Origin of the sequence: Acinetobacter sp. YH12252 (assembly GCF_013417365.1) — a bacterium.
Classification (GTDB): domain Bacteria; phylum Pseudomonadota; class Gammaproteobacteria; order Pseudomonadales; family Moraxellaceae; genus Acinetobacter; species Acinetobacter towneri.
The window spans coordinates 1-15,370 of record NZ_VPEA01000002.1 but is presented as its reverse complement, the minus strand read 5'-3'; the positions used below and the strand labels follow the sequence as shown (position 1 = coordinate 15,370).

The 15,370-nt window shown below is 41.0% G+C and carries 15 protein-coding genes, 1 other RNA gene and 1 pseudogene; 10 read left to right on the top strand and 7 right to left on the bottom strand.

All coding sequences use genetic code 11. The features are described from left to right. Positions 1–66: 66 nt before the first annotated feature. Positions 67–1,263, bottom strand: coding sequence for a peptide antibiotic transporter SbmA (gene sbmA, locus FTV28_RS02520; protein ID WP_179989358.1), 1,197 nt, complete (start codon positions 1,261–1,263; stop codon positions 67–69). 395 nt (positions 1,264–1,658) lie between these two features. On the opposite strand from sbmA, the gene FTV28_RS02515 reads away from it, so the two are divergent. Then, on the top strand, positions 1,659–1,865 hold the full coding sequence (locus FTV28_RS02515; RefSeq protein ID WP_004975391.1) for a hypothetical protein: 207 nt from the start codon (positions 1,659–1,661) through the stop codon (positions 1,863–1,865). Between the two features lie 664 nt (positions 1,866–2,529). Further along, positions 2,530–3,888, top strand: coding sequence for an NAD(P)-binding domain-containing protein (locus FTV28_RS02510; protein ID WP_179989357.1), 1,359 nt, complete (start codon positions 2,530–2,532; stop codon positions 3,886–3,888). A 119-nt stretch (positions 3,889–4,007) separates the two neighbouring features. Here FTV28_RS02510 and glpK read toward each other — a convergent pair whose 3' ends face one another. Then, positions 4,008–5,492, bottom strand: coding sequence for a glycerol kinase GlpK (gene glpK, locus FTV28_RS02505; RefSeq protein WP_179989356.1), 1,485 nt, complete (start codon positions 5,490–5,492; stop codon positions 4,008–4,010). A gap of 130 nt (positions 5,493–5,622) precedes the next feature. On the opposite strand from glpK, the gene ssrA reads away from it, so the two are divergent. The 7 genes from ssrA (at position 5,623) to FTV28_RS02470 (ending at position 11,078) form a co-directional block, all read left to right on the top strand. After that, positions 5,623–5,982, top strand: a transfer-messenger RNA (tmRNA) gene (ssrA, locus tag FTV28_RS02500). Between the two features lie 284 nt (positions 5,983–6,266). Then, the gene (locus FTV28_RS02495; protein ID WP_004975383.1) at positions 6,267–6,509 is read left to right on the top strand and encodes a hypothetical protein; all 243 of its coding nucleotides are present in this window, start codon (positions 6,267–6,269) and stop codon (positions 6,507–6,509) included. A gap of 185 nt (positions 6,510–6,694) precedes the next feature. After that, a complete protein-coding gene (locus tag FTV28_RS02490; protein ID WP_179989355.1) occupies positions 6,695–7,846 on the top strand; it encodes an efflux RND transporter periplasmic adaptor subunit in 1,152 nt (383 codons plus the stop codon). Beyond that, positions 7,843–9,051, top strand: a complete 1,209-nt coding sequence (locus FTV28_RS02485; protein ID WP_136144179.1) for an ABC transporter permease — start codon at positions 7,843–7,845, stop codon at positions 9,049–9,051. The genes FTV28_RS02490 and FTV28_RS02485 overlap by 4 nt, the downstream gene beginning before the upstream one ends. A gap of 1 nt (position 9,052) precedes the next feature. Beyond that, entirely contained in the window at positions 9,053–9,760 is a 708-nt protein-coding gene (locus FTV28_RS02480) for an ABC transporter ATP-binding protein (protein WP_096902281.1), read from the top strand. Between the two features lie 274 nt (positions 9,761–10,034). Beyond that, the gene (locus FTV28_RS02475; protein ID WP_004975373.1) at positions 10,035–10,292 is read left to right on the top strand and encodes a hypothetical protein; all 258 of its coding nucleotides are present in this window, start codon (positions 10,035–10,037) and stop codon (positions 10,290–10,292) included. A 3-nt stretch (positions 10,293–10,295) separates the two neighbouring features. After that, entirely contained in the window at positions 10,296–11,078 is a 783-nt protein-coding gene (locus FTV28_RS02470; protein ID WP_225543583.1) for a hypothetical protein, read from the top strand. Between the two features lie 94 nt (positions 11,079–11,172). Here FTV28_RS02470 and FTV28_RS02465 read toward each other — a convergent pair whose 3' ends face one another. From FTV28_RS02465 to FTV28_RS02455, 3 genes are all read right to left on the bottom strand, one after another. After that, positions 11,173–11,490: a hypothetical protein gene (locus FTV28_RS02465; protein ID WP_104852389.1), complete on the bottom strand. Its 318-nt coding sequence runs from the start codon at positions 11,488–11,490 to the stop codon at positions 11,173–11,175. Positions 11,491–11,630: 140 nt separating this feature from the next. Continuing rightward, positions 11,631–12,413, bottom strand: coding sequence for a sulfite exporter TauE/SafE family protein (locus tag FTV28_RS02460; protein WP_104852390.1), 783 nt, complete (start codon positions 12,411–12,413; stop codon positions 11,631–11,633). Positions 12,414–12,457: 44 nt separating this feature from the next. Further along, the gene (locus FTV28_RS02455; protein WP_179989354.1) at positions 12,458–13,141 is read right to left on the bottom strand and encodes an MBL fold metallo-hydrolase; all 684 of its coding nucleotides are present in this window, start codon (positions 13,139–13,141) and stop codon (positions 12,458–12,460) included. A gap of 193 nt (positions 13,142–13,334) precedes the next feature. Here FTV28_RS02455 and FTV28_RS02450 point away from each other — a divergent pair, with 193 nt between their 5' ends. Further along, a complete protein-coding gene (locus tag FTV28_RS02450; protein WP_179989353.1) occupies positions 13,335–14,672 on the top strand; it encodes a sigma-54-dependent Fis family transcriptional regulator in 1,338 nt (445 codons plus the stop codon). Here FTV28_RS02450 and FTV28_RS02445 read toward each other — a convergent pair. Together FTV28_RS02445 and FTV28_RS02440 are read right to left on the bottom strand one after the other, a co-directional pair. Continuing rightward, positions 14,667–15,227, bottom strand: coding sequence for an SDR family NAD(P)-dependent oxidoreductase (locus FTV28_RS02445; RefSeq protein WP_257222787.1), 561 nt, complete (start codon positions 15,225–15,227; stop codon positions 14,667–14,669). The genes FTV28_RS02450 and FTV28_RS02445 overlap by 6 nt on opposite strands. 25 nt (positions 15,228–15,252) lie before the next feature. Beyond that, positions 15,253–15,370 (bottom strand): annotated as a pseudogene (locus FTV28_RS02440) (IS982 family transposase); the annotation flags it as partial.

Below are 15,370 nucleotides of genomic sequence, written 5' to 3'. Positions count from 1 at the left end.
TAGCAATCATGGCTCTGAACATGTGAACGCGACATCCACAACAAATCATGGATGTCGCCACCACAACTAGTGATCCAATGTCGATTCAAATGCTTTTAAACGCTTATAGATAGACAAGAGCTCAATAATGGTTGGCCAAGATGCAATCAGATACTGAAAAGATTCACGGACTTTGCCAAATACGTTGGCAATTTGCATCATCAAACCCAATGTAATAGCCCCTGCGGCAATACTTGGGAACAACACAAATAAACCATAAATATTGTCCAATTGCATGTACCAAATGCGTACCAAGTTAAAATAGGCATAGTGGAAATATAAACGGAAATAGTTCAAACGCACTTTGCTAAACAGTTCTTTTAAACTCAGCGGATCAGCACGTTCAGCGTGATCTTCACCATAAACCAATTCTTTACGATAAGCCGCCTCAACTTTTTGGTTATTAAATTCCAGACCTGGTAACTTCGCACCCACCACAATTAACACCACTGTACCAAATACTGCCCAACCCACTGCAGCCCAAACTAAGGCATACGAAATTTCCCCCACTATAGGCAGGGCTTTGACATGCACAGACAAACTAAACAGCACAGGTAAAAATGCCAACAAAGTCATTAGGGCTTCGACTAAATTTACCCCTAAAGTTTCCATGGTTCTGGCAAAGCGCATGGTATCTTCTTGAATACGCTGTGAAGCCCCTTCAATATGTCTGAGTTTTTCCCAATGTGCGGTGTAATAATTATTCATTGCCGTACGCCAACGAAAAACATAGTGACTAACAAAAAATAAATTCAAAACCATTAAGGTCACTGCCACCATGGCGATGTATAAAAAGGTCAGCACACCTGCATAGAGTTCATTGACATCTCCACCGCCACTACTGAGCATTTTTTGAATCAGGTCATAAAATGGGTTGTACCAAGCATTCACCACAACATTGACTTGTACCCCAAACCAAATATTGAACAGGATGAATGCCGATCCCCATACCGACCAACGCTGCCACGGGTTATTAGATTTAAATTTCCAAAAGGTGGCAAAAATAGTGGTTGATACAAAAAACCAGAAATAAAACCATAAAAATGCAGGTGACCAAAAACGACTGACATCGATGGGTAATGTTGCTTCGGCATAGCCTTGCGGGAAGCCAATCCAACTACCCCATGCGCTACCGCCCGAGTACCATAAAGCCAGATTGATCGCGAACCAAACAAGCAATGAAATAAAAAACCACTTTGGATTTGGAAAAAATGACTTAAACATGCAGACAAAAAGCCTTTATTTTTTAAATTGGAATGTAAAACCCAGTGCCTTCACCACTTAAAAAAGCGTGAATGGATACTTTAACTTTTATACTTTATACGCTGTTTTTTCAGCAATAATTTTATTTTTATACTGAAAACTGTAAATTTCATCAATCGGCTATATTTTACTGCGCTGTTCATTTGCCATTCATCTAAGAAATTACATCAAATTTCAATTTCTTATATTTTTAAAATGTCAAATTATGAAGTATTGGGCAAATTTATTGCGATTTTTTGACCAACAATTCAAGTACAAAATATTTAAACCCGACACAAATTTACGATTTTGTGTAGATTATTCATCAATTTACTATATAATACAGTTGATTAAAAATAACTCATTTAGGGTGCGGTATGGAATCTCCAACAGAAAACATTGCTATTGAGCTACTTGAACCTATTGTTCTACGTAAAGAAAACTGCGCACCAATTGAATTCGAGCAAGGTACAATTTTAAAAGTTTTATTGGTTAATCCTAACTCCTACTTGGTTACCGTAGACGACGAATTTAACTTTACTGTCTCTTTAGAAGATGAAAATAAGGTGTGGCGTAAACTTTAATTACTGAGTCGCCACAAACTTTAATGATTGAATGTACGCAAAGCACATTCAATCATTAGATAAAGCTTGATAAATACGCTACTGCTTTCATGGCTTATAAAAACTAAACTTTCATTACACCTATCAATCACAGCATCCTTTTAATTTTTCAGAAGTCCACTTCGGGTATGGCTCTCTGAAAATGTTGCCTAAGATTCAGTTTTCAATCCTCTGTATATCATTGTAGATTTTGCAACAATCTCATCAAAATCACCTTTATATTGGGCAAAATGAGATAAAAATTAGCTTTAAATTTTCATCTTATTTTCTCTATAAAAATCAATAAAATATACCAATTGATCAAACCAAAACAACAACAGCAATGACTTTAAATTCACTTTTACAACTAAGCAAAACCAAAATTAATCAAAAATTATGATAAGATCATGCTTCTTGTAAAATACATTTTTTTATAAAGATGAGTTGCTTAAGCAATTTTTACTGTCTTTAGTGTGTTTTATTTTTTCTATTTTTTTAATTCACATCCTATTTTGACAAGATCTACTTGATCTCTAAATTTAGGATTGTATTTGCTTATTTTTATAATGCGGATATTTAAAATCCTGAATTGTGTCACTCAAAATTGGAGAAGTAATTAAGAACTCAAAAACTAATGGAGATAGCAATGGATCGAATTGCAATTATTGGCGCTGGCCCAAGCGGCATGGCCCAATTAAGAGCGTTTCAGTCAGCAAAGGCCAAAGGTCTACAAGTTCCTGAAATTGTATGTTTCGAAAAACAAAATGATTGGGGTGGACTCTGGAACTATACTTGGCGCACAGGTATAGATGAACATGGCGAACCTGTCCACGGCAGTATGTACCGTTATTTATGGTCAAATGGCCCTAAAGAAGCGCTAGAATTTGCCGATTATACTTTTGATGAACACTTCAAAAAACCAATCGCGTCTTATCCGCCACGCGCAGTGTTGTGGGATTATATTCAAGGTCGTGCAGAAAAAGCACAGGTGAAAGACTTAGTCCGCTTTAATACCGCCGTTCAGCATATTCATTATGATGATGCGACGCAAAAATTTACGGTTGATGTCGAAGATTACGCACAGCAACGTCATTATTCAGAACAGTTTGATTATGTTGTGGTGGCCTCTGGGCACTTTTCTACCCCGCGTGTCCCTGTTTATGAAGGCTTTGATCAATTCCATGGTCGTATTTTACACGCGCATGATTTCCGTGATGCACTGGAATTTAAAGGTAAATCAGTGCTGTTGGTGGGCAGCAGCTACTCTGCCGAAGACATTGGTTCGCAATGTTATAAATACGGCGCCAAACAAATTTACAGTTGCTATCGCAGTAAAGCCATGGGCTTTAAGTGGCCCAAAAACTGGTCTGAAAAACCACAATTACTGCGTGTAGATGAAAATACTGCTTATTTTGGTGATGGAACATCGGCCAAAATTGATGCCATTATTTTATGTACGGGCTATTTACACCACTTCCCGTTTATTGAAGATGGCTTGCGCCTCAGAACGCATAACTGCCTTTATCCACTAGGTTTATATCAAGGTGTGGTTTGGGAAAAGAATCCTCGTTTGTTCTATTTAGGCATGCAAGATCAATGGTACACCTTCAATATGTTCGATGCGCAGGCATGGTTTGTCCGTGATGTGATTTTAGGCAAAATTGCATTGCCAAGTACAGATGAAATGCAAAGCCATACCCAAACCTTGCATGAAAAAGAACAACGCTTAATGAGCGATGAACAATCTGCACGTTTCCAAGGGGATTACATCAAACGCCTGATTGCGCAGACCGACTATCCATCTTTCAATATTGATGCAGTACACGATATTTTCATGCAATGGAAAAAGCATAAAAAAGAAAATATTATGGGCTTTAGAGATAAAGTTTATCGCTCAGTGATGACAGGAAAAATGGCTAAACCGCATCACACACCATGGCTTTATGCACTAGATGATTCTTTGGAAAGTTATCTAGAAGATGAAGCTCAACGTGAGGCAATGTAAGGCGTAATCTAAAAGATCAAAGTAACGAAAAAACAGCTACAAGCCTCAAAAGTTTTGCTGATGAGGCTTGTGGTTTAAAGATTTATTTCAACTTAGCGTTATTTTAGAAATAGCGCTGATTATAAGTCTGACTTAGCACGTTTTAAGGCTTGTTGCCAACGCGCTAAATGTTCTGCACGCTCTGCTTCATTCATTTGGGGTTCAAATACCCGATCTAACTGCCAAGATGCTGAAATTTCAGATAAGTCAGAAAATACACCCGCCTTTAAACCTGCCATAGCTGCTGCTCCCCAAGCGGTTGATTCCAACATTTTAGGACGTAACACAGGCACATTTAAAATATCGGCTTGGAATTGCATCAACATATCATTTTGACTAGCACCACCATCGACTCGAAGCTCTTTCAGTGGATGATCTAAATCGGATTGCATCGCAGTGAGTACATCCGACACCTGAAATGCAATGGATTCCAAGGCAGCACGGGCAATATGTGCCTTGTTGGTGCCACGTGACATTCCACATAAAAGCGCTCGCGCTTCACTGTCCCAATGTGGCGCACCAAGCCCTGTAAATGCAGGAACTAGCACTACACCATCGCTAGAAGTTACACTATTGGCAAGTTGTTCCACATCGCTGCTTTTTTGGATAATACCCAAACCATCGCGCAGCCATTGCACTACAGCACCTGCCATAAAAACACTGCCTTCAAGGGCAAAATGGGTTTGATTTTGACATTGCCACGCCAAAGTAGTGAGTAACTTATTTTGGCTAAATTGCACCTGATTGCCTGTATTAAACAACATAAAACAGCCTGTGCCGTAGGTATTTTTTGCTGTACCAACTTCAAAGCACGATTGCCCAAACAACGCCGCCTGCTGATCGCCTAAAATACCTGTAATTGGGATATTCGCGCCCAATAAACCCGTTGCGGTATCTGCAATATAGCTGTCGGATGCAATAATTTTGGGTAAGACCGATGCGGGAATTTGAAATAATTCCAGTAATTCTTCATCCCAAGTTTGGCGATGTAAATTCATCAACATCGTTCTTGAAGCATTACTCGCTTCAATGACATGCTCTGCGCCTTGGGTCAAATTCCAAATTAACCAACTGTCGATGGTGCCAAAAGCCACGTGCCCCTGTTGTGCCAATGCTTTTAACCCATCGACATGCTCAAGCAACCACACCAGTTTGCCTGCACTAAAATACGGATCGATACGCAGACCTGTTTTTTCCTGAATCAATTGCATCTGGTTATTTTGAATCAACTGATGACACCAATCAGCCGCACGACGATCTTGCCAAATTATGGCAGGTGCCAGTGGTTTGCCTGTGCGTTTATCCCACACCACTGTGGTTTCACGTTGATTGGTCACGCCAATCGCGTGAATGTCTTTAGCCAAAACACCTGCAGTCGCCAGAGCCTGTTGCACCACAGCAATTTGATTTGACCAGATTTCTTGAGCATCTTGCTCCACCCAACCTGAATATGGGGTCTGGATATGGGTTTCTCGTTGTGCCGTTGCCTGAACTTGTCCGTGTTCATTAAAGATGATGGCACGACTAGAAGTTGTGCCTTGGTCGAGTGCTAGTAAATAACTCATATTTTTTATTGTGTTTGACTTGAAAAATAAAATATTAGCGCAATTATGTAACTAAGCGCATCGAAATGTGTAATTGTGCAGAAAATACATCGTAATTTTTGCCAGCTATGCTATGATTGCGCTGTGATATGGGGGTGTTATTGGCTTCGACGCTGATGATGAAGCTCATAGATGCATGCCGAGAGCGCATTTTCTCTCGTAAATCAAATTTGCATTAAAATAGTCGCAAACGACGAATCTTACGCTCTAGCTGCCTAAGGGCCGCTTGTCCGCTTCACTGAATACTTGTGGTCAGTGAACCCGACTGAAGCGCACGCACACAAGTCCGTATAGAGTTGAGCCTCGGGACTTTATACCAAACTTAGAGGATCGCACTTTGAACCCTGTTCGTCGGGTCTTAGAGTGTTAAAACAATAGACGATATCTAAGCATGTAGTATTCTCGAGTGTAGTGTTGGCGGACGCGGGTTCAACTCCCGCCACCTCCACCAAATTCTTAAATTCATATGAAGTTACATAACTAAATATGACTAAAAAAGCCTTAAACATCAGTGTTTAAGGCTTTTTCTATGGGTTTTGCGTCCAATGCTATCCAGAACAAATTGACCCAAATTTGAATAAATTGGGTCAAAATTGCGTCAATTTGACCCACAACTTTTAGATCTATAATGACCTGAAGCGAAGTACATCTCTCAAACAACCCTTGTCATAAATTTGTAATGTTTGTTGCTTATAAATTCTTAGAAATTTCAACTTTATATTTTAAGGTTCAGGAATGTCAGCAAACATCAGCTTAAAGTATCTAAATTCATTGATCAGTGATGCTCAGACTAAAGGCAATAAAATTGAGAAAATATTATTGGGCTATAAGGCTTATTATTTTTTCATGTCAGATAGTGATTTCCATAAGGCAGTGACTAGCTCTGCACTCTCGCCAAGCAAACGTAAATATAAAGACCATAAAATTAAAGTGACCCAAGACGACTATCAAATTGAGGTAAAACTTCACGAAAAATGATCAGGATTGCTCACTTTTGCACAATACAGGTTCAAATCCACTTTTAGGATTTAAGCCTTTTTATTGGACGGTTTATTCATCTCCAAACATTTTTCGCTTTCATCCCCCAAACCGAATAACTCTCCCGCACAATAACAAAATAGATTATATTCTCCTTAATTGATAAAAAATTATGCGGAGTACACATGCAGGTATTTCCCTTAGGCAAGCGAACGATTTCCGTGATTGTGGTCATTGTAGCTTTGGTTTTATTGTTAATTTACGTAGTCTTACGCACAGGCCCATTTGCCCCTGTCAACGTCACCCTCACGCAAGCCAAATACCAATCCATTCAACCTAGCCTGTTTGGCATAGCTACCGTTGAAGCGCGTTATAACTATAAAATTGGCCCAACTGCAGCAGGTCGCTTAAAAAACTTAAAAGTAGATATTGGCGATAACGTACAAGCAGAACAACTGTTAGGCGAAATGGATCCTGTCGATTTGGAAGATCGTTTATTGGCTCAACGTGCGATAATCCAAAAAATTACCGCTCAGCAACAAGACACTCAAATCCGTCAAAATTTTGCGCAGCAACAAGTCAAGCGTTATCAACAACTGGCCAAAATCAATGCCACCAGCCAAGAATCTTTAGCCATTAAACAACAAGAGCTCGATTTGGCAACGGCGGCACTCAGCGCGATGCAACAAGAACTCAATAAAGCACGTGCAGACCTGAATACCTTACAAGCACAGCGTGATAATTTAAATTTAGTGGCCACAGCTGCAGGTGTCGTCACTGCACGTTATGCAGAACCGGGTTCAACGGTGGTAGCAGGTCAAACCGTACTAGAAATTGTCGATCCTAACTCCATTTGGATGAATGCCCGTTTCGATCAATCCAGTGCGATTGGTTTAGCTGCTGACTTACCAGCTCAAATTCATTTACGTTCACGGCAAAATAATGCTTTGGCAGGTCATGTGTTATGGGTAGAACCTCGTGCCGATGCCATTACCGAAGAAATTTTAGCTAAAGTGGTTTTTAATCAACCTCCAACGCCTCTTCCGCCTTTGGGTGAGTTAGCAGAAGTCACCATCAGCCTCGCACCATTGGCACGCAGCTTAACCATTCCCAATGCGGCAGTTCACCGTATCAATAACCAAGTAGGCGTGTGGAAAGTTGTGGCCGAAAAGCCGCAATTTGTTGAAGTTCAATTAGGACGTTCAAATTTAGCGGGCGATGTGCAAGTGCTCGCAGGCTTATCCGAAAATGATCAAGTGGTGCTGTATAGTGAAAAACCCCTACATGCCAAAAACCGTTTACGGGTTGTCAAGCAACTTGCAGGAGCAGCTAAATGATTAGTCTGGCAGGTCGTGATATTTTCCATTCATGGGGTAAATTTGTATTTACTGGCTTTGGACTCGGCTTGCTGATTGGTGTGACCTTAATTATGGCTGGCGTGTATCGCGGCATGGTAGATGATGCCAAAGCCCTGCTGAATAACAGTGGTGCTGACCTATGGGTAGTGCAGCAAGATACACTTGGCCCTTATGCAGAACCTTCAAGTGTGCGTGATGATTTATATCGCAGCGTGATGAATATGCCCGGGGTGGCGCATGCTTCAAATATTACTTATTTAACCATGCAAGTGCATCATCAAGATAAAGATATTCGCTCGATGGTGGTCGGGATTCAAACAGGTGAACATGCGTGGAATAACTTGGGGTGGCCGCCACATTTATTGGCAGGACGTCAATTGACCCGCGGGCACTATGAAGCCGTAGCCGACATGAGTACGGGATTAAAGTTGGGTGATCGTATTAAAATCCGTCGTAACACCTTTACCGTGGTGGGTTTAACCCGACGCATGGTGTCTTCGGGTGGTGACCCGATGATTTTTATTCCGCTGAAAGATGCACAACAGGCGCAATTCCAAAAGGACAATGCTGCCATTTTACAAGACCGTAGACGAATTGCAGTAAACCCAATTTATAACCGCCCTGCTTATCCTGACTTGCTTGAAAGCGTACTCAATGCACAAAGTAGCAACCGTTATGTGAATGCTATTTTAGTCCGTTTAAATGCAGGTGCTTCAGCTGAAGAAACAGCAGCACATATTCAGCGTTGGCAACAACTAACAGTCTATACCCGCCCGCAGATGGAACACATTTTAATCAGCAAAATGATTGCCACATCCGCCAAACAAATTGCCATGTTTTTGGTGATTTTGGCCTTGGTCAGCGCCGCGATTGTGGCATTTATTATTTATACCCTGACTATGGACAAAATTCGTGAAATTGCGGTCTTAAAATTAATTGGCACACGCAATCGCACAATCGCTTGGATGATCTTGCAACAAGCACTCGCGCTTGGATTAATTGGGTTTGCTGTTGGTAAAATCAGTTCAACCTTTGCCGCACCATATTTCCCGAAATATGTCTTATTGGTTCCGCAAGATTCTATTTTTGGATTTATTGCGGTGATGCTGATTTGCATGTTAGCCAGTTTGGTTGCAATTCGGATGGCACTGCGCATTGACCCTGCCGAAGCAATTGGGGGATAACATGACACACGGCATTTTAATTGAAGGTTTAAAAAAGCGTTTTGGACAAGGTGACAATGCCTTTTATGCCTTAAAAGATGTCAAAATGCAGGTTGCACCCGGTGAAGTGGTTGGGCTGATTGGCCCCTCAGGTTCGGGTAAAAGCACCTTGCTCAAATGTTTAGGTGCCGTGATTGATCCTACCGAAGGACGCATGACTTTGGGCGATGAGGTGATTTTTGATCAACGTTGGTTAGTCAAAGACTTAAGTGCCTTACGCCGCGATAAAATTGGTTTTATGTTCCAAACCCCGTACTTAATTCCTTTTTTAAATGTTTTGGATAATGTAGCGCTGCTGCCGATGTTAGCAGGCGTAGCCAATGACATTGCCCGCGCCCGCGCATTGGAAATTTTAACGGCGCTCGATGTGCAGCATCGGGTACATGCCATGCCTGGGCAATTGTCTGGTGGTGAACAACAGCGTGTCGCCATTGCACGTGGCTTGATTAATCAACCGCCTGTGATTTTAGCCGATGAACCCACTGCACCATTGGATAGTGTACGTGCGATGACCGTGATTCGCTTATTACACGAAATGGCAGAAAAATTTCAAACTGCAATTATTGTAGTCACACATGACGATAAAATCATCCCTACCTTTAAACGCTTGTACCACATTCGAGATGGTGTGACTTATGAAGAACAAGGAGAAGGACGTCCTTTTAAGTAGGCTCTAAAGTTTTCAGCGCTGGAAACTGATGTTTTAGCTCAATATCAAAAGCAATAAAATATCTGCATTTCAAGTTACATGCGACACAATGCTAAAAAACGGTTGATGTGGTATTCTGATAGCATCAGAAATGCAAAAATATAATACTTACTAGCTTCATACTGTTCTTGGAATTTAATCAAAATACGCATATATTGATTAAATAGAGCAATTTATTCTTAATCCAAGAATTGACGCGCTAACCATGAAACTTAATCACCTAGAGGTTTTAGATATGTCAACTAGAAACCGAACCAATGAAAGTGAAATCGCTACAGCTGCAGCTGACGTTTTGCGTGAACGCTTCATTGCAGTAGCTCACAGTGATCGAGTACTTTATGTGGAAAATGATGCCTTAGTCAGCAAAACCCCGAATGGCAAACCAGTTTTAATCAAACAGTTATCTGGTCGGAACCCTGATCTAGCCCGCCAGTTTAATGGTCGCAGAACCTTTAAAATTAGAAAACGTAACATAGAGGCTACTGCAGAATAATTTATGTTGCCAAAAACACCTCGAATCAGAATGTTTGCGGGTCCAAATGGATCGGGCAAAAGTACGATGATTAATGGTTTAGATAGCCGTTTATCTAAATTGTTTTTGAATGCTGACAACCTTGAGCGCGATCTTAAAGCCACACCCATTCTTGATCTAAGTCAATTTGATATACGCATTAATGCAAACATATTGGTTGATTATCTTACTCAAGCAAGTCGACCACTAAAAAATGCAGATGGTACTCTAAGCAAAAGTCCTCTCCTCTCAGTAGATCCTGTGATTGATGGAAGCTTAATCGACTTAAGCGGGAACACGATTGATTCCTACCTCGCAGCCCGAATTCTTGATGTCATCCGTAAAGAGTTACTTACGCTTAAGGTTGGATTTACATTTGAAACCGTAATGTCTCATGAGAGTAAAATCGAGTTTTTGCGAGATGCTAAAACGCAAGGCTATCGTACCTATTTATACTTTGTGACGACTGAGGACCCTGATATTAATGTGGACCGAGTTAAACAACGTGTGAAAAATGGTGGTCATCCAGTCGAAGAAATTAAAATCCGTGAACGCTATTTCCGCACTATGCACATGTTGATTGATGCGATTGAAGTATCTGACCGAGCGTATTTATTTGATAACTCAAGTAATGCGACCAAGAATATGGCTTCTTATATCTGTGAAGTGACTAACGGAGATACATTGATCATTAATCCAGATTTTAAAGGAGAGTTTCCGATCTGGTTTGAAAAATATGTACTTGTTCATTTGGTTGATGAAGAATAAAAAAACCGCGCTTGAATCATTCAAACGCGGTTTTTTAAATATTCACAGGTCAGTAAACTGAACCCATCGGCATCTTACTCAGCCAACATTTTACTCAGTATTCATAGCCATTGTTGATTGACCATTGCTGCAATTTGCCATAATAGATTTCATCACTGAACAGCAGGTCTGCTTTAGAGGCAGCATTACTTTCTTCGGTTGGGCAGAAACCATCATCACAATCGGCATCGACAACCCAGCAACCACGCACAAATAATACTTTATTGCCTTCTTGCTCCAGTTGTTTCTGAACGCGATCAATCGCTTCATGTAAGTCATCTGCGCCTAAATATGCGGTCAAATACGCATAAGAGCCTGTTTCATCGGATGCTTTACGGAACTCTACACCCACACAAAATAAATGTTTTTTCATTCTTGGCTCCTTGTCATCTTATACAACTAAGCTAATCTTTAATTTGGTCTAGGTCTAGTGCTTTTTCTTACACTTAACAATACGTTACCTATTCACAATACTGCAGTTCAAAGTAAAAACATAGTATCCAAATATTAGACTTAAGCCATAATCGCTGTATAAATGAGGTAGAACGCAACACCAATAACTGTCGTAGCAAATACCTTTTGTACAGTATTGCTATTCATGCGATGTACCAAAGTACGTCCAAGTAACATCCCGACAATACACGCCAGAACAAAGGTGATGGTGACTGCCATTGGGTACTGAAAGCCATCTAAAACGTGTGCTGAAATACTCACGCCACCAATCAGGAAAATAATCATCAAAGAGGTTGCGACGATACTGCGCATATCCAAATCGGTAAATTTACGCAATAACGGCACAATAATAAAACCACCGCCCACACCCAACAAACCCGTCAGCAAGCCTGCAATTACACCAACACCACCAAGCAAAGACGCCGTTTTAACATTCCAAATTAAGCGTCCTGTGTTTTGGTTTACCTTACACGGTGGATTAGTTTGGTCGTTGACCTTATTAAAGAAAATACGATACGCCACAATAAACATGACCAGACTGAACGCCAGTGTTAACCACATGGGCGGCACAATACCTGCCAAATGCACCCCATAACGTGCAGATGGAATACTGATTAGGGCAATCCACAATGCAGCACGATAACGTACAATACGTTTGAACAAGCCTTCAACTGTGCCAACCAAAGCCGCCAAAGTGACTGCCAATAAACCGACAGGTGCAGCCTGCGCCACAGTCCAGCCCTGACTTGCCATAAGTGCAGGAACGGCAAGAATACCGCCCCCTGCCCCAGTTAAACCCAGCAAAGTACCAATCGCCAAGCCTTCTAGGATTAACATCCACATGCGTATTTCCCCCTATTCCATCACTATGTTGTGCTGTGCAAACATCACTTGCCACAAACTTTGTTGGCAGGCAAAGCCACATCAATATGTTTTGGATAAGGCAGGTTTAAATTCTGCATGAGGGTAATAAATTCCGCTTTGGTGCGCCCTTGTCCTAAACGCGAGTTATTGCGTTTTTCCTGCCCAACGGTAGAAGACACACGCCCTTTGTAGTCATGCCCTGGGTACACCAAAGTGTCATCAGGTAAGCTAAAAATTTGTAGATGAATGCTGTCATATAAAGTCGCTGGGTTGCCTTCCTGAAAGTCAGTACGACCACAACCATCAATTAACAACGCATCGCCAGTGAATACCATGCCATTGACCACATAGCTGGTACAGGCGTTGGTATGACCCGGGGTATAACGTGCTTCAATCAATAATTCACCCGCACGAATGGCGCTGCCATCGGTAATGAAAATATCGCCACACACCACACCTGAATTACGATGTAATACAGTTTTACAACCAAAACGTGTTCTGAGTTCGTTGGCAGCAGTAATATGGTCAGCGTGTACGTGCGTATCTAAGCTATACACCAATTGCAAATCATGCTGTTCTAGAAAAGCAGCATATTGCTCAACCTCTGAAATTACAGGGTCAATCAGCACCGCTTCACGGGTTTGTTCAGATGCCAATAAGTAAGTATAGGTCGAGCTGTCAGCTTCAAAAAATTGATGAAAGATCATGAGATAGATACTGAGTTTTATATTTTGTTATTCTTAATTTTGCAAATATAGTGCCAACTTAATCTCTTTTAAATATATTAATAAAATACAATATATTAAGAGATATTGTTTAATTTAGATCATCCTCCATGTTTCACATCTGTTGCATTTTATGTTTCAATTGAATCACCAATGAAACAAAAGATGAAACATTATGAATGGGATACATGACTTTGAACAACAAGCCAGTCTTGAAAGCTTTTTGTTTCATTTACAACAACTTTGTCCAGACAGTTTGCTCTATGTTTATGACGACATTGCTCAAACATGGATTTATGAATATGCACAAGATGCTTCTGTTTCTGCAGCTACGGGTAAAACATTAAAAAATCAATTATTGAAATTAAAACTACAATCACAATCAGCATCACAACCACAGACAGGTCTGCTGCAACTCCCGAATAGTGCTAAGGCATGGCACTACCACAGCTTAAATATTCGTGTCCATACAGCCGATTTCACAGGATGTTTATTCTTTCTGCAGCCTAGCGTTGCAACAGTGTCATCACAAACACTCACCCCATCTGCCCAAGCACAAAATAGTTTGGCGGAGTTTTTCCATAGTGATTCGCCACAAATGCAGCATATGTATTCCATTATTGAACGGGTAGCGATTACTGAGTTTCCTGTTTTGGTGCGTGGTGAATCTGGTAGTGGTAAAGAGTTGGTGGCGCAAGCAGTACATGCACGCAGCCAACGGCATGCACAAGTCTTTATTGCGATTAACTGCGCGGCTTTAAATGCCAATATTTTAGAAAGTGAATTGTTTGGGCATGTGAAAGGTGCATTTACAGGGGCAATTCGTGAGCATAAAGGTGTGTTTGAACGTGCTGCAGGTGGTACTTTATTTTTAGATGAAATTGCAGAAATTCCACTGGAACTGCAAGCCAAATTATTGCGAGTATTAGAAACGGGCGAATTCACCCCTTTGGGCGGTGAAAAAGCGATTAAATCGAATGTCAGAATTATTACCGCAACCCATCGCGCTTTACGTGAAGAAGCGCGTTTAGGCAGATTTCGCCAAGATTTACTTTATCGTTTACGGGTGATTCCAATTTTTGTGCCACCACTACGTGAACGTAAACAAGATATCCCTAAAATTGCAGCATTTATTTTGCAACAACAAGCCCAGTTTCAGGTCACGCCACATTTGACCGAGCAAGCACTGAAGGTATTAATCAATTACGACTGGCCGGGCAACGTGCGTGAATTAAAGAATACCTTGCTGTATGCATTGACCATGTCAGCAGGTAAAACGGAAATTGATCAACACGATTTACCCGATGAAATTGTGCATGCTAGTTTGAAACTCGCCACAGCTACCCCAACGCCACAACCTATTGAGCTGCCCATCAAAACCAACAATAAAGTAGATAAAGACACACTGCAGGATTTACTGGAAAAATATCAGGGGCAAACTGAATTGGTGGCACAAGCCTTGGGCATTAGCCGAACCACCTTATGGCGTTATCGAAAAAAATATCATTTATGAGGCGGAAGTTTGCTGAATAAAGGACGCTTTGCTTTGATCTGCATATTCATAAATGGTGTCTAAATCTTTTTGAATGGCAGCTGCGACTCGGCTAGGCATCAACTGATTCAGTTTGACAAAGACTTTTTCAGGATAACCGACCTGATAGGATTGACGGTCTGTTTGTAAAAATTGATACAGTTCTTGTGCCACAAATTCAGGTGAATCCACTTTTGTACCCATTTTGATATTCATTTCAATCACATCGGGATTATTCATACTGGTATTGGTCGCGCGTGGGGAGAAATATCTAAAACGAATGGCAGTCTGACAATACTCTCGCGCCAACGCTTCAGTTGCACCACGCAAGGCAAACTTACTGGCGCAATAACTCACATAGCCAGGATAGCCGATGCTGCCAAAAGTCGAGCCAATATTGATGATCTGACTCGGCTGACTGTCCGACATATATGGAATCACATCCTGAATCAGTTGCAGCGGATAAGCCACATTGACCAACATCATTTGCTCAATGGTATCCTGTGATTGCTGCGCAAACAGACGAAAATCATTCATGCCTGCATTGTTAATATAACCCCAGTTACGGATAAGCCAAAGATTTAATCACATGAATTTTAGGCTTATTCTTTTGGCAAAGTTGATACGCACATAGTGAAGAAAATACGCCTGCTAAAAAACCAGCAATCGAACGATGTTTA

What these genes read in the sequence shown, in the direction of transcription:
- FTV28_RS02450 (WP_179989353.1), top strand. Translation starts at nt 13,335, where the DNA reads ATGAATGGGATACATGACTTTGAACAACAAGCCAGTCTTGAAAGCTTT.
- FTV28_RS02470 (WP_225543583.1), top strand. Translation starts at nt 10,296, where the DNA reads ATGTTGCCAAAAACACCTCGAATCAGAATGTTTGCGGGTCCAAATGGA.
- FTV28_RS02490 (WP_179989355.1), top strand. Translation starts at nt 6,695, where the DNA reads ATGCAGGTATTTCCCTTAGGCAAGCGAACGATTTCCGTGATTGTGGTC.
- glpK (WP_179989356.1), bottom strand. Translation starts at nt 5,492, where the DNA reads ATGAGTTATTTACTAGCACTCGACCAAGGCACAACTTCTAGTCGTGCC.
- FTV28_RS02445 (WP_257222787.1), bottom strand. Translation starts at nt 15,227, where the DNA reads ATGAATGATTTTCGTCTGTTTGCGCAGCAATCACAGGATACCATTGAG.
- FTV28_RS02515 (WP_004975391.1), top strand. Translation starts at nt 1,659, where the DNA reads ATGGAATCTCCAACAGAAAACATTGCTATTGAGCTACTTGAACCTATT.
- FTV28_RS02495 (WP_004975383.1), top strand. Translation starts at nt 6,267, where the DNA reads ATGTCAGCAAACATCAGCTTAAAGTATCTAAATTCATTGATCAGTGAT.
- FTV28_RS02485 (WP_136144179.1), top strand. Translation starts at nt 7,843, where the DNA reads ATGATTAGTCTGGCAGGTCGTGATATTTTCCATTCATGGGGTAAATTT.
- FTV28_RS02510 (WP_179989357.1), top strand. Translation starts at nt 2,530, where the DNA reads ATGGATCGAATTGCAATTATTGGCGCTGGCCCAAGCGGCATGGCCCAA.
- FTV28_RS02475 (WP_004975373.1), top strand. Translation starts at nt 10,035, where the DNA reads ATGTCAACTAGAAACCGAACCAATGAAAGTGAAATCGCTACAGCTGCA.
- sbmA (WP_179989358.1), bottom strand. Translation starts at nt 1,263, where the DNA reads ATGTTTAAGTCATTTTTTCCAAATCCAAAGTGGTTTTTTATTTCATTG.
- FTV28_RS02460 (WP_104852390.1), bottom strand. Translation starts at nt 12,413, where the DNA reads ATGTGGATGTTAATCCTAGAAGGCTTGGCGATTGGTACTTTGCTGGGT.
- FTV28_RS02465 (WP_104852389.1), bottom strand. Translation starts at nt 11,490, where the DNA reads ATGAAAAAACATTTATTTTGTGTGGGTGTAGAGTTCCGTAAAGCATCC.
- FTV28_RS02455 (WP_179989354.1), bottom strand. Translation starts at nt 13,141, where the DNA reads ATGATCTTTCATCAATTTTTTGAAGCTGACAGCTCGACCTATACTTAC.
- FTV28_RS02480 (WP_096902281.1), top strand. Translation starts at nt 9,053, where the DNA reads ATGACACACGGCATTTTAATTGAAGGTTTAAAAAAGCGTTTTGGACAA.